Source organism: Cupriavidus alkaliphilus, assembly GCF_014191175.1.
Classification (GTDB): Bacteria; Pseudomonadota; Gammaproteobacteria; order Burkholderiales; family Burkholderiaceae; genus Cupriavidus; species Cupriavidus alkaliphilus.
In genome coordinates this window covers 1124885-1137661 of record NZ_JACHWE010000001.1, presented here as the reverse complement: position 1 = coordinate 1137661, position 12777 = coordinate 1124885, and the positions used below count along the sequence as shown (strand labels likewise).

Annotated in this window: 13 protein-coding genes; all 13 read right to left on the bottom strand. The window is 69.8% G+C overall.

The genetic code is table 11. From position 1 onward, the window contains the following. Nucleotides 1-66: 66 nt before the first annotated feature. Nucleotides 67-891 carry a LytR/AlgR family response regulator transcription factor gene (locus FHX60_RS05405; RefSeq protein WP_183282698.1) on the bottom strand — a complete coding sequence of 275 codons (825 nt, stop codon included), beginning with the start codon at nt 889-891 and terminating at the stop codon, nt 67-69. A 110-nt stretch (nt 892-1001) separates the two neighbouring features. Next, the gene (locus FHX60_RS05400; RefSeq protein WP_092308880.1) at nt 1002-2180 is read right to left on the bottom strand and encodes a sensor histidine kinase; all 1179 of its coding nucleotides are present in this window, start codon (nt 2178-2180) and stop codon (nt 1002-1004) included. Between the two features lie 60 nt (nt 2181-2240). Continuing rightward, nucleotides 2241-2648 carry a DUF962 domain-containing protein gene (locus FHX60_RS05395; protein WP_183282697.1) on the bottom strand — a complete coding sequence of 136 codons (408 nt, stop codon included), beginning with the start codon at nt 2646-2648 and terminating at the stop codon, nt 2241-2243. A 248-nt stretch (nt 2649-2896) separates the two neighbouring features. Further along, complete coding sequence (locus FHX60_RS05390) at nt 2897-3841, bottom strand: CysB family HTH-type transcriptional regulator (RefSeq protein WP_183282696.1); 945 nt, start codon at nt 3839-3841, stop codon at nt 2897-2899. Continuing rightward, entirely contained in the window at nt 3838-4950 is a 1113-nt protein-coding gene (locus FHX60_RS05385) for a sulfate/molybdate ABC transporter ATP-binding protein (RefSeq protein ID WP_183282695.1), read from the bottom strand. Before FHX60_RS05385 ends, FHX60_RS05390 begins: the two co-directional genes overlap by 4 nt. Next, nucleotides 4947-5888 carry a sulfate ABC transporter permease subunit CysW gene (cysW, locus tag FHX60_RS05380; RefSeq protein ID WP_183282694.1) on the bottom strand — a complete coding sequence of 314 codons (942 nt, stop codon included), beginning with the start codon at nt 5886-5888 and terminating at the stop codon, nt 4947-4949. The genes FHX60_RS05385 and cysW overlap by 4 nt, the downstream gene beginning before the upstream one ends. Before the next feature lies 1 nt (nt 5889). Then, the gene (gene cysT, locus FHX60_RS05375) at nt 5890-6852 is read right to left on the bottom strand and encodes a sulfate ABC transporter permease subunit CysT (RefSeq protein WP_112774134.1); all 963 of its coding nucleotides are present in this window, start codon (nt 6850-6852) and stop codon (nt 5890-5892) included. A gap of 158 nt (nt 6853-7010) precedes the next feature. Continuing rightward, nucleotides 7011-7682 carry an RBBP9/YdeN family alpha/beta hydrolase gene (locus tag FHX60_RS05370; protein ID WP_183282693.1) on the bottom strand — a complete coding sequence of 224 codons (672 nt, stop codon included), beginning with the start codon at nt 7680-7682 and terminating at the stop codon, nt 7011-7013. Further along, entirely contained in the window at nt 7679-8545 is an 867-nt protein-coding gene (locus FHX60_RS05365) for an EAL domain-containing protein (RefSeq protein ID WP_183282692.1), read from the bottom strand. The genes FHX60_RS05370 and FHX60_RS05365 overlap by 4 nt, the downstream gene beginning before the upstream one ends. Before the next feature lie 183 nt (nt 8546-8728). Next, on the bottom strand, nt 8729-9637 hold the full coding sequence (locus FHX60_RS05360) for an ATP-binding cassette domain-containing protein (protein WP_183282691.1): 909 nt from the start codon (nt 9635-9637) through the stop codon (nt 8729-8731). Nucleotides 9638-9672: 35 nt separating this feature from the next. Beyond that, nucleotides 9673-10476, bottom strand: coding sequence for an aliphatic sulfonate ABC transporter permease SsuC (gene ssuC / locus FHX60_RS05355; protein WP_092308905.1), 804 nt, complete (start codon nt 10474-10476; stop codon nt 9673-9675). 10 nt (nt 10477-10486) lie between these two features. After that, nucleotides 10487-11650 carry an FMNH2-dependent alkanesulfonate monooxygenase gene (ssuD, locus tag FHX60_RS05350; protein WP_183282690.1) on the bottom strand — a complete coding sequence of 388 codons (1164 nt, stop codon included), beginning with the start codon at nt 11648-11650 and terminating at the stop codon, nt 10487-10489. Between the two features lie 30 nt (nt 11651-11680). Next, the gene (locus FHX60_RS05345; protein ID WP_183282689.1) at nt 11681-12709 is read right to left on the bottom strand and encodes a sulfonate ABC transporter substrate-binding protein; all 1029 of its coding nucleotides are present in this window, start codon (nt 12707-12709) and stop codon (nt 11681-11683) included. Nucleotides 12710-12777: the final 68 nt, after the last annotated feature.

The following is a 12777-nucleotide window of genomic DNA, read 5'->3' as shown; positions in this document are numbered from 1 at the left end:
TGTTGGCTGCTGGCAGGTGCCGGCCACGCCGCCTCCGCGCCGGCCAGTCCTGCCCCACCCGCGCCGTCACATCTGCTTGAACAGGTGCGCGTACTGGCGCGCCACCGGCAGCAGTTCCGGCCGGTCGCGCAGCCGCAGCGACAGCCGGCCCAGCGACTGGTTGACCGCACTGGCGACGCAGCTGATGTTGACCACGGTGCCGCGGTGCACCTGCCAGAAGCGCTCGGGATCGAGCTGCTGGGTCAGCTCGCGCAGGCTGGTGCGGATCAGCGCCTCGCCGGCGCCGGAGACCACGTTGACGTACTTGTCGGTGGCTTCCAGGTAGATCACCTCATCGACCGGGATGATGCGCACCTCCTGCCCCACCAGCGCCTTGATAAAGCGCAGGTACTGGCGCTGCGGCGCGCCGGCCGCGCCCGGCGTGGCATTCTCCAGCGACTCCAGGCGCGCCAGCAGCTGGCCGAGCCGGTCGGTCTCGGCCACCGCGGCTTCGTCGCCGCCGTCTCCCGCTTCCGCGGGCGCGGCCAGCCGGTCCTTCAGGCGCTGCACGGTCGCCTCCAGCCGTTCGCGCTGCACCGGCTTGAGCACGTAGTCCACCGCGGCGCGCTCGAAGGCCTCCAGCGCAAACTGGTCGTAGGCGGTGACGAACACCACCAGCGGCGGGGCATCGAATTCGATCAGCTCGCGCGCCACGTCCATGCCACTCATGCCCGGCATGCGGATATCGAGGAAGGCCACGCGCGGCTGGTGCTCGCGCGCCGCCGCCAGCGCGGCCACGCCGTCGTGGACCACGGACACGACCCGCGCCTCGGGCCACAGGGCCGCCAGTTCGGATTCCAGCACGCGGGCAAGCAGCGCTTCGTCGTCGGCAATCAGCAGGGTGGGTGTCATTGGGGGCGTGGGGGCGTTGGCGTTGGCAGCTTCGTGGCGCTGCAGGCCCACCGGCACGGGCGAAAACCGCAGCGCTTGTTCTTTTCAGGTGAACCGACAGCGAATGCGCGTCAGAGCCGTGGCATGGCCGGGGCGGATACCGGCATGCCCTCCGGCATGGCGGTGACGGTCTGGGTCACGGTGGGCGCCTCGGCCGGGCGCTCCAGTGGCAAGGTCAGCCGCACCACCACGCCGCGCGGCGTGTTCTCTTCCATCTGCATGCTCGCCGCCGCGCCAAAGATACGCGCCAGGCGCTCGCGCACATGGGTGATGCCCAGTCCCGAGCCCTTGCCCGAGGCATGGCCGAAACCGACCCCGGTATCGGCGATCACGACCTGCACCGCGTTGTCGCCGGCCGCGCGCGCCGACAGCCGGATATGGCCGCCGATCATGCAGGGTTCGATGCCGTGCGTGACCGCGTTTTCCACCAGCGGCTGGATCAGCATCGGCGGAATCTCGACCTTCGCCAGTTCGCGCGGCAGGTCGATGTCGTACGAGAGCCGCTGGCCGAAGCGCATGGCCTGGATCTCGAGGTAGCTGCGCAGCAATTCGAACTCCTGCCGCAGCGTGCATTGCTCGGCGCGGGTATGCGCCAGCGACATGCGCAGGAAGCCGATCAGCCGCTGCAGCAGCTGCCGCGCCGCCGGCGGATCGGTGGCGATCAGCCCGTCGAGGTTGGCCAGCGAGTTGAACAGGAAGTGCGGCTCGATCTGCGCCTGCAGCGCCATCAGCTGCGCGCGCACCAGCTGCTTTTCGGCCTCTTCGCGCTGCAGCGCGTCCAGCGCCGCCTGCCGCTCCAGCGACGCCAGCTTCTCGCGCGACCAGTAGAAGTAGATCATCGACGCGGCCGCCAGCATGCCCACCACCAGGCACATGCGCAGCATGCCGCCGGCCTCGTCGGCCGACTTGGGCGGCAGGTCCAGCACCACGCGCGTGGCCCAGCTGCCGAACACCACGCCGGCGGGCACGGCCGCCGCAGCGAGCAGCAGGAAGGGCCAGCGGCGCGGCCGGTCGTTCCACCAGATCACCACGCGCGGGATGTCGATCAGCACCCAGATCGACAGCCCGATCAACTGGCTGTAGACGAAGTTGTGCCACAGCGTGCCGCCGGTCTGGAAGCCGTAGTTCAGGCTGATGGCGATCACCGAGTTCATGCACAGCACGAACAGCAGGTCGCGCCCGAGGATATTCAGGCGGGACGGGATGGCGGCGGTGCAGGCGTGTGTGAAGCAGCGGTCCATGGCGTTCATGTTAGCGCGGCTTTCGCCATGCGCAATACAGCGGGTGATGTGACGGCGACATGGGGTGCGTCAGCCACCCTGCCCGGTTGCGTCGCCTGACCGCGCGGGCGCAGGCGCCGGCGCCGCGCCGCGGCCCGCCAGCGCGCGCCACCATTGCCCCGACAGCACATAGCGCGGAAAGGTGATCCACTGCTCGGCCAGGATGCGGCCGGCGATGTCGGCCGGTCCGGCAAACGGCTCGGGCGCGTGGGCCTCCAGCCGGTGGCCGCGGCCTTGCAGCGCCATCGACATGCCCATGCACACCAGCCCCAGCGCGATCGCCGGCAGGTTCAGGCGCAGCAGGCCATAAAGGCCCAGCACGGTACCGGCCATGAACATCGGCACGGCCACGATATGCAGCAGCAGGTTGCGGGGATCCTGGTGGTTGCGGGCATAGCCGCGCCACTGCCAGCGCAGCAGCGGTTCGTCGTCGCGCATGATCGTCTCTCTCTCCCTTGCCCGGCCCCTTGCCGGCCGGCGGCCGCGCGCAAACTTTGCTGCGCTGCGGTACACGTGCGGCACTGGCCGGAATGCCAGCGCGGGCACGTGCAGGGAATGTACCCCGGGGCGGGGGTAGAAGAAAGTCTGTTGCGACGAACGGCGGGCACGGGGTGCGAACGGCACCGGGCGGGGGCGGACGGCGTATCCGCCTGGCCCCGCGGGTGCTGCCGGCGCCGCGCGCCGGATCAGGCGGCCAGCGCCTGGCGGTCCTGCTCGGACAGCACGCTGCTTACGGTGTCGCGCGACAGGTGTGGCGCGAACATGTTGATGAAGGCGTGCGCATAGCCGCGCAGGTAGGCGCCGCGGCGCACCGCCACGCTGGTGGTGTTGGGCGCGAACAGGTGGTCTGCCGAGATCCGTACCAGCCCGGAGTCCTTGCGTTCGTCATAGGCCATCGACGCGATGATGCCGACGCCCAGGTCAAGTTCGGCATAGGTCTTGATCACGTCCGCGTCCAGCGCCGTCAGCACGATCTCGGGTTGCAGCCCGGCCTCGGCAAAGGCGCTGTCGATCTTGCGGCGGCCGGTGAAGCCGGCGTCGTAGGTAATGAGCTGGAAGCCCGCCACGTCTTCGAGCGTCGGTTCCGGCAGGCGCGTAAGCGGATGTTCCGGCGACACCACCAGCACGTGCTGCCAGCTGTAGGCCTCGAACGAGGTCAGCCCGGCCTCGGTCGCCAGCGCCTCGGTGGCGATGCCGATATCGGCCTGCCCGGTCAGCAGCAGCTCGACGATATGCGTGGGCGACGCCTCCTGCAGTGCCAGCGTCACATGCGGGTATTCGCGGCGGAACGCCTGCACCACGCGCGGCAGGGCGTAGCGCGCCTGGGTGTGGGTGGTGGCGACGGTGAGCCGGCCGGTGTGGCGGCCGGCGTATTCGTCGCCGGCCTGGCGCAGGTTCTCGGCCTCGAGCAGCAGGCGCTCGACGATGCGCACGATCTCGCGGCCGGGTTCGGTCAGCCCGGTCAGGCGCTTGCCGTAGCGCTCGAAGATCTCCACCCCCAGCTCTTCCTCCAGCTCGCGGATCTGGCGCGACACGCCGGGCTGCGAGGTATAGAGCGCGTTGGCGACCTCGGTCAGGTTGAACTGGCGGCGCACCGCCTCGCGGATCGATCGGAGTTGCTGGAAGTTCATCGCGTGGCCTCTTGTTTTTTGGTGGGGGCAGTGCCGCTGGCCTGCGTAAAGACGCGCAGCTGGCGCGGGCGCACGGCGAGCAGCTCGCCTTCGCGGAAGCCCGCGTGGCGGAAGCGCTCGAGCGGCAGCGCCACCTCGATCACGTCCTGGTTGTCTTCGCGCTCGAGTTCGAGCTGCGCCACCGGGCCCAGCGTCAGCGCGCGGCGCAGCGTCACGGCAATGCCGTCGGCGCCGGGCGCATAGCGCTCCAGGTCCAGGTCGTGCGGACGGACATAGGCGACCGCGTCGCCGGCGGTCTCGTGGCCGCTGCCGACCACCGGCAGCACCGCCTCGCCGGTATGCAGCAGGCCACCGCTCTCGCCCACTTCGAGCCGGCCGTGGAACAGGTTCACGTTGCCGAGGAAGCCGAACACGAAGGGCGTGGCCGGATGGTTGTAGACCGCCTCGGGCGAGCCGTATTGCTCGACACGGCCGCGGTTCATCAGCACCACCTGGTCGGCCACTTCCAGCGCTTCTTCCTGGTCATGCGTGACGAACACGCTGGTCACATGCAGCTCGTCGTGCAGGCGCCGCAGCCAGCGGCGCAGTTCCTTGCGCACCTTGGCATCGAGCGCGCCGAACGGTTCGTCGAGCAGCAGCACGCGCGGCTCCACCGCCAGCGCACGCGCCAGTGCGATCCGCTGGCGCTGCCCGCCAGAGAGCTGCGAAGGGTAGCGGTCGGCCAGCCAGTCGAGCTGGACCAGGTCGAGCAGCGCATGCACCTTCTCGCGGATCTGCGCCTCGTTCGGCCGCTCGGCGCGCGGCTTCACGCGCAGGCCGAAGGCCACGTTCTCGAACACGCTCATATGCTTGAACAGCGCGTAGTGCTGGAACACGAAGCCCACCTGGCGCTGGCGCACGTGCTGGTCCGAGGCATCGCGCCCGGCCAGCACGATCTGGCCGGCGTCGGCGCGCTCCAGCCCGGCGATGATGCGCAGCAGCGTGGTCTTGCCGCAGCCGGACGGTCCCAGCAGCGCGGTCAGCTCGCCCTCGTCGAAATCGAGCGAAACATTGTCCAGCGCGACGAAATCGCCAAAGCGCTTCTCTACGTTCTTGACCTGGATGCTCATGATGCTTGTCCTTGCACTGAAGCCGGCAGGCTTGCCAGCGGCCGCTCCGGCGCGGCCTCTTCGGTTTCCTTGCGGGCGCGCCATTCCACCAGCGTCTTGATGCCCAGCGTGACCAGCGCCAGCAGGGTCAGCAGCGACGCCACCGCGAACGCGGCCGCGAAGTTGTATTCGTTGTAGAGGATCTCCACATGCAGCGGCATGGTGTTGGTCAGCCCGCGGATATGGCCCGACACCACCGACACCGCGCCGAACTCGCCCATCGCGCGCGCATTGCACAGGATCACGCCGTACAGCAGGCCCCAGCGGATATTGGGCAGCGTGACATGGCGGAAGGTCTGCCAGCCCGACGCGCCCAGCACGATCGCGGCCTCTTCTTCTTCGCTGCCCTGCGCCTGCATCAGCGGGATCAGCTCGCGCGCGACGAAGGGGAAGGTCACGAAGATGGTGGCCAGCACGATGCCCGGCACCGCGAACATGATCTTGATGTCGTGCGCTTCCAGCCACGGGCCCAGCCAGCCCTGCGCGCCGAACAGCAGCACATAGACCAGACCGGAGATCACCGGCGACACCGAGAACGGCAGGTCGATCAGCGTGATCAGCAGGTTCTTGCCGCGGAAGTCGAACTTGGCAATGGCCCACGCCGCCGCCACGCCGAACACCACGTTCAGCGGCACCGCGATCGCCGCGACCGTCAGCGTGAGCTGGATCGCGGCCAGCGCATCGGGCTCGACCAGCGCTTCCCAGTAGGTCTGCACGCCCTTGCGCAAGGCTTCGTAGAACACCGACGCCAGCGGCACGAACAGGAACAGCGTCAGGAACAGCACCGCCACCGCGATCAGCGTGTAGCGCACCCATGGCGCCTCGCCGGTGGCGTCGAAGCGGTGATGTCCGCTGGCGCTGCCGTGCCCGCCGAGGCGTGCCGAGATTGCTCCGGCCATCTCAGAACTCCTTGCCCGAGGCGGGCGCTTCGGCGGCCAGCGCGGCGCGCGCACCCGACTGGTGGCGGCGCGTCCAGGCCTGCAGCAGGTTGATCAGCAGCAGCAGCCCGAACGAGATCACCAGCATCACCACCGCCACCGCGGTCGCGCCGGCGTAGTCGTACTGCTCCAGCTTGGAATAGATCATCAGCGGCGCGATCTCGGACACCATCGGCATGTTGCCCGAGATAAACACCACCGAGCCGTACTCGCCGGTGGCGCGCGCGAACGACAGCGCAAACCCGGTCAGCAGCGCCGGCAGGATCGCCGGCAGGATCACGCGGCGGAAGGTTTGCAGCCGGTTGGCGCCGAGGCTGGCGGCGGCCTCTTCCAGTTCCTGCTCGACGTCTTCCAGCACCGGCTGCACCGTGCGCACCACGAACGGCAGGCCGATAAAGGTCAGCGCCACCACCACTCCCAGCGGCGTGAACGCGACCTTGATGCCGAGCGGCTCCAGGTAGCGGCCGATCCAGCCATTGCCGGCGAACAGCGCGGTCAGCGCGATGCCCGCCACCGCGGTCGGCAGCGCGAACGGCAGGTCGACCAGCGCATCGATCAGGCGCTTGCCGACAAAGCGGTAGCGCACCAGCACCCACGCCACGATCAGTCCGAACACCGTATTGACGATGGCGGCGATCAGCGACGCGCCGAAGCTCAGCTGCAGCGATGCCACCACGCGCGGCGCCGTGATCGCGGTCCAGAACGCGTCCCACGTCATCGTGAACGTCTTCAGGAACGTGGCCGACAGCGGCACCAGCACGATCAGCGTCAGGTAGAACAGTGTGAAGCCGAGCGACAGGCCGAAGCCCGGCAGCACGGTGAAGCGCTGCGTGGACGGCTGGCGCGGCGCGGGCGCGGCACCGGACCCGGGCGCGCGGGGCGCGGCTGGCGGCGGCGTGTCCGCCAGGGAAATGGATGGAGGCATGTCGTCTCGTCTGTGAGCGGTGCGCTGCCAGGGCCTGGTGGCCTGGTCCGGCGCGCCGTTCTTTATGACGCCGGCGCATATTGCGCCGGCCTACGAGACAGATTCTGCAGAGCCGCCTTTATAAAAAGAACGAATCTTTATGAATTTTCTTAGACGCTTTAGATATAAGGGACCGTCGTGGCGACCTCGACCCCGGCCTCCCAAGGGGTGTCTGACGCACTTTGTGTGCCGGTATCGCCGGCTTGGCCGATGCGCTGCACCAGCGTATCGAGCAGCGCGAGCCCTTCGGGCCACTCGCCTAGTCCCGAATCGGCATTGATATGGCCAAGATGGCCCACGTCGACCAGTTCGCTGCCCCACAGCGTGCCCCACGAGAACGCGGTGCGCTGCGGCATCCACGGGTCGTTGCGGCTGGCCGCGAGAATGGTCGGGAACGGAAGCCGGTAGGTGGGCAGCAAGGCCGCCACGCCGAACTTGTCCGGATCCGCCGGTGCCACCAGCAAGGCACCGGCGATGCCGACCGGGTCCAGCGCCGCCTGGCGCAGCGTCGCCAGGCAACCAAAGCTGTGCGCCACCAGCACGGCCCCGCGCGCGGCCACGCGCCGGGCCCGCATCACCCCTTCTGAAACGCGCTCGGCCCACAGCGGCAGGCTCGGGCGCGACCAGTCGTGCTGTTCGATCCGCTGCCAGTCCGGAAACTGCTGCTCCCAGCGGCTCTGCCAGTGCCCCGGGCCGCTGCCGTGCAAGCCGGGCACCGTCAGCACCTGCAGATGGCGCGGAATTTCCGGCCGCATGGCGCGGCCCGACGCGGTCCTGTCCGATTGCGTCATACCGGCTCCTCGCTTAGTGCATGCGATGTCGCGGCGTGCGTGGCCGCCCCCTCCAGCGCGCGCAGCCCGGCAGCGCTCACCAGCCCGCCGGCAAAGGCCCCCTGCCCCAGCCCGATGCCGGCGGCCTGCAGGCGCTCGACGCTCTCGGCATCCTGCAGGCGCCGCCCGATCAGCGTGACGCCGGCGCTGGCCGCGCTGGCGCGCAGGCCCGACAGCTGGCGGTCGGTCCAGGTGCGGCGCATGTCCAGCTTGAGCCAGTCCGGCAGCGCATGCGCCATCAGCGCGCCCGCCTCCGCCGGATCCGACGCCTGCAGGCTCACCGCGAAGCCATTGCGCCGGTAGTTGCCGACCACATGCAGCAGCAGCCCGAGGTCATCATTGGCGCTGGCCGGCACCTGGATCACGAAGCGCTCCGGCGGCAACCCCAGCGACTGCAGCGCGCGCCGGAAGGCCGCGCCGTGGTCGTCGGCCACCGCGGCCAGCAACCGATTGTGCACGTTCAGCACCAGCTTGTGCTCGCCGTCCGCGGCAAAGTAGTTGATGGCATGCAGCAGGCGCGAGAGCCGGTCCAGCGACACCAGCGTGTGATCGTCCGCCGCCATCGCGAACAGCTTCCATGCCGCCAGGCCGACGCCGTCCTCGGCATAGGTATGGATGGCCCCTTCATGCGCCACCACCTGCCGGTCCGCCAGCGTTACCAGCGGCTCGAACGCGCTGGTCAGCGAGCAGTTGAAGAACTGGCCCTGCACCTGCCCGCGCGCATCGCGCCACAGCTGCCGGTCCGCCAGCGGCTGGCGCGGCAGCGATTCGAGATAGCGTTGGAGCGCAGACGCTGCGCCCGTGGGTTCATGCACGCCTGGCATGGTGATCCTTGGGTTGACCGGGCCACTCGGGCCGGCGGTCCTGATTGGTAAGGGCAAGCGCGATGCCGGCGGCCGCCTGCCTGCTCATGATAGGAGCTTGGCGGGCACCGGCGTATGAAGATTAAGGACTGTCGATATGCGTCGGCCGGCACCACGGCGCAAGCCTGGCCGGGCGCGCCGCCGTCAGGCCGCCCAGCTCACATTCGGCGGCGCGGGCGCGGCGGTTGCGGCGGTTGCGGTGGGCACGGCGGCCGGCGACGGTCGCATCACCCGCTGCAGCACCTCGGCCTCCAATCGCGCAAAGCCCGCCGCGCCGCGTTCGCGCGGCCGCGCCAGCGCAACGCGCGTATCCATGGCGATGCGGCCGTCCTCGATCAGCACGATGCGGTCGGCCAGCGCCACCGCTTCGGCAACATCGTGCGTGACCAGCAGCGCGGTGAAGCCCAGCCGGCGCCACAGCGATTCGATCAGCGCCTGCATTTCGATGCGCGTCAGCGCATCGAGCGCGCCCAGCGGTTCGTCGAGCAGCAGCAGCTGCGGGTGATGCACCAGCGCGCGCGCCAGCGCCACGCGCTGGCGCTGGCCACCGGACAGCCGGGCCGGCCACGCCTGCGCGCGGTCGGCCAGCCCCACCTGCGCCAGCACCTGGGCCGCTTCGGCGCGGCGTGCGCGCGGCAGGCCCAGCGCCACGTTGTCCAGCACGCGCTTCCACGGCAGCAGCCGCGCGTCCTGGAACATCACGCGCACGTCCGCCGGCCGCGCGCTGCCCGTGGCAGCGGCCTCGCCATCGATGGCGATGCTGCCGCCGTCGGCCGCTTCCAGCCCGGCCACCAGCCGCAGCAAGGTGCTCTTGCCGCAACCGCTGCGCCCGACGATGGCGAGGAACTCGCCCGGCGCGACCTCGAGCGCCACGTCGTGCAGCACCGTGCGGCCGTCGTAGCGCTTGACTACCTGGTTCACGCGCAGCGCCACGCCGCCTGCCGCCTTGGCGGGCACCGCGCGCGCCTGGTCTGGCACAGCGGACGCCTCGCGCCGCGCCAGGCCCGCTTCCAGTTCGGCCAGGGCCGCCTGTTCCACCGGATACATCTGCATCTCGCTCTCCTTGCCTTGATTGGTTGCCGCGCCGCTCAGGCCGCGGCGTAGCCCGGGTGCCAGCGCAGCCAGTAGCGCTCCAGCCCGCGCGAGAGCCAGTCGGCCAGCTTGCCCAGCAGCGCATAGAGCAGGATGCCGACCAGCACCACGTCGGTTTGCAGGAACTCGCGCGCGTTCATGGTCATGTAGCCGATGCCCGATTGCGCGGAGATGGTTTCCGCGACGATCAGCACCACCCACATCAGCCCCAGCGCAAAGCGCACGCCCACCAGGATGCCCGGCAGCGCGCCGGGCAGGATCACCTCGCGATACAGCTGCCAGCCGGACAGCCCGTAGCTGCGCGCCATCTCCACCAGCCCCGCATCGACCGAGCGGATGCCGTGGTAGGTGTTCAGGTAGACCGGGAAAAACACGCCCAGCGAGACCAGGAACAGCTTGGCGCTCTCGTCGATGCCGAACCACAGGATCACCAGCGGGATCAGCGCCAGCGCGGGAATGTTGCGCACCATCTGCAGCGTGCTGTCGAGCAGCGTGGCGGCGCTGCGGAAGGTGCCGGTCAGCAGCCCCAGCAGCAGGCCCAGCCCGCCGCCGATGGCAAACCCCAGCAGCGCGCGCCAGGTGCTGACGCCGACGTGCCGCCACAGCTCGCCCGAGCGCGCCAGTTCCCACGCCGCCTGCACCACGGCCAGCGGGGCCGGCAACACGCGGCTGGACAGCCAGCCGTGCTGCGACGCCAGCTGCCACGCGACGATCAGCAGCACCGGCACGATCCACGGCGCCGCGGCGCGCCACAATGCCTGCGGCGCCTGGCGCGCCGGCGGTATCAGCGGAGCCGTCATGGTTGTCTCCTCAGCTTTGCGCGGCGCGCGGCACGAGGCCGGTCGCCATGACTTCACCAAACGGGCCGGACAGCACCTTGCCAGGCAGCGTGTCGAACTTCGCGCGCGGCAGCAGCGGGAACACCAGTTCGGCGAAACGGTAGGCCTCTTCGAGGTGCGGATAGCCGGACAGCACGAAGGTGTCGATGCCCAGCGCGGCGTATTCGCGCAGGCGCTCGGCGACGGTATGCGGGTCGCCCACCAGCGCGGTGCCGGCGCCGCCGCGCACCAGGCCGACACCAGCCCACAGGTTGGGGCTGATCTCCAGCGCCTCGCGCGTGCGGCGCGTGCCGCCCGCATGCAGCGCGGCCATGCGGCGCTGGCCCTCGGAATCCATGTTGGCGAACACGGCCTGCGCGCGCGCCACGGTTTCGTCATCCAGCCGGCTGATCAGGTCCTCGGCCGCGGACCACGCCGCGGCATCGGTTTCGCGCACGATCACATGCAGCCGGATGCCGGACTTCACCGTGCGGCCGTGGCGCGCGGCGTGGCGGCGCACGTCGTCCAGCTTCTGCGCCACCGCCGCGGGCGGCTCGCCCCAGGTCAGGTAGGTATCGACCTGCTCGCCCGCCAGCGCATGCGCCGGCGCCGACGAACCGCCGAAATACACCGGCGGATGCGGCCGCTGCAGCGGCGGATAGAGCACGGTGGCGCCCTTCACGCTCAGGTGGCTGCCCTCGTAGTCGACCTTGTCGCCGTCATGGCTGGCGGCCAGCACCTGGCGCCAGATGCGCAGGAATTCGGCCGAGGCCTCGTAGCGTTCGGCGTGGTCGAGGAACAGGCCGTCGCCCTCCAGCTCGGCGCGATCGCCGCCGGTGACGAGATTGATCAGCAAGCGGCCGTTGGAAATGCGGTCGAAGGTCGCGGCCATGCGCGCAGCCAGGGTCGGCGCCATCAGTCCGGGGCGGACCGCCACCAGGAATTTCAGGCGCTGCGTGACCGCGGCCAGCGCCGATGCGACCACCCACGGGTCTTCGCACGAACGGCCCGTCGGGATCAGCACGCCTTCATAGCCGAGCGTGTCGGCGGCCACGGCCACCTGCCTGAGGTAATCGAGACCGACCGCGCGCGCGCCTTCGGAAGTGCCCAGGTAATGGCTGTCGCCATGGGTAGGGATGAACCAGAATACTTGCATGTCGTGCTCCTGTTCTTCTTGGCTTGCGGGTTAGCGCCTGGCCTGCTGCTGCGGCGCGGTCCAGCGTGCATCGGCGACCTTGACCGGCCTGGGAATCAGCTTCAGCGCATGAAAGGCATCGGCTATGCGTTGCTGCTCGGCCAGCACCTCGGCGCTGACCGGGCGCGCGCCGTACGAGAAGCGCGACACCGCAAGCGCGAGCACATCGGCCGGCAGCCCGGTTTCACCGGCCAGCACCGTGGTGGCCTCCTTCGGATGCTGTTGCGCCCAGGTGCCGAGCGTCGCCAGTTCCTCCAGGATCAGGCCGACGATTTCCGGCCGGGCCTGGGCATAGGGGCGTGAGGCAAGGTAGAACTGGTGGTTGCTGACCACGTTCTTGCCATCCGCGCCGCGGCCGTCGGCCAGCACGCGCGCGCCCAGCTGCTTCTCGGCGGCGGCGAGGAACGGGTCCCAGATCACCCACGCATCCACCGCGCCCCGCTCGAAGGCGGCGCGCGCGTCGGCCGGCGGCAGGTAGACCGGCTGGATCTCGCTGTAGGGAATGCCGGCCTGTTCCAGCTGGCGCACCAGCAGGTAATGCACGTTCGAGCCCTTGTTCAGCGCTACGCGCTTGCCGCGCAGGTCTGCGACCGAGCGCAGCGTCGAGCCCCTGGGCACGACGATGGCTTCCGCCACCGGCGCCGGTGGCTCGTTGCCGACATAGACCAGCTGCGCTCCCGCTGCCTGCGCGAAGATCGGCGGCGCCTCGCCGACGGTGCCGAAGTCGATGGCGCCCACATTGAGCCCCTCGAGCAGTTGCGGCCCCGCCGGAAACTCGGTCCACCTGATGCTGATGCCTTGCGCCGTCAGTCGCTTCTCCAGCGAGCCGCGCGCCTTCAGCAGCGTCAGCGTGCCGTACTTCTGGTAGCCGATGCGCAGCACCTTGGGATCGATGTGGTTCGATTGTGCTTCGGCCTGGCCGGGCAGAATTCCGTAGGCCAGGCCAGCGGCGAGCACCAGCGCTGCGGTAATGAGGCGGCGGCGCCGGCTTGCCGCGCGCAACGGGTCGGTCGTTGTCATGTGAGGTCCTCCGTGGCCCGCGCCGATGTGCTGCGGGCCGGATCGATGTCCGGGATGGTTGCGGCAGC

Coding starts and splice junctions, on each gene's coding strand:
- ssuC (WP_092308905.1), bottom strand. CDS start 10,476: ATGACGGCTCCGCTGATACCGCCGGCGCGCCAGGCGCCGCAGGCATTG.
- FHX60_RS05405 (WP_183282698.1), bottom strand. CDS start 891: ATGACACCCACCCTGCTGATTGCCGACGACGAAGCGCTGCTTGCCCGC.
- FHX60_RS05395 (WP_183282697.1), bottom strand. CDS start 2,648: ATGCGCGACGACGAACCGCTGCTGCGCTGGCAGTGGCGCGGCTATGCC.
- FHX60_RS05360 (WP_183282691.1), bottom strand. CDS start 9,637: ATGCAGATGTATCCGGTGGAACAGGCGGCCCTGGCCGAACTGGAAGCG.
- FHX60_RS05370 (WP_183282693.1), bottom strand. CDS start 7,682: ATGACGCAATCGGACAGGACCGCGTCGGGCCGCGCCATGCGGCCGGAA.
- FHX60_RS05365 (WP_183282692.1), bottom strand. CDS start 8,545: ATGCCAGGCGTGCATGAACCCACGGGCGCAGCGTCTGCGCTCCAACGC.
- FHX60_RS05400 (WP_092308880.1), bottom strand. CDS start 2,180: ATGAACGCCATGGACCGCTGCTTCACACACGCCTGCACCGCCGCCATC.
- ssuD (WP_183282690.1), bottom strand. CDS start 11,650: ATGCAAGTATTCTGGTTCATCCCTACCCATGGCGACAGCCATTACCTG.
- cysW (WP_183282694.1), bottom strand. CDS start 5,888: ATGGCCGGAGCAATCTCGGCACGCCTCGGCGGGCACGGCAGCGCCAGC.
- FHX60_RS05385 (WP_183282695.1), bottom strand. CDS start 4,950: ATGAGCATCCAGGTCAAGAACGTAGAGAAGCGCTTTGGCGATTTCGTC.
- FHX60_RS05390 (WP_183282696.1), bottom strand. CDS start 3,841: ATGAACTTCCAGCAACTCCGATCGATCCGCGAGGCGGTGCGCCGCCAG.
- cysT (WP_112774134.1), bottom strand. CDS start 6,852: ATGCCTCCATCCATTTCCCTGGCGGACACGCCGCCGCCAGCCGCGCCC.
- FHX60_RS05345 (WP_183282689.1), bottom strand. CDS start 12,709: ATGACAACGACCGACCCGTTGCGCGCGGCAAGCCGGCGCCGCCGCCTC.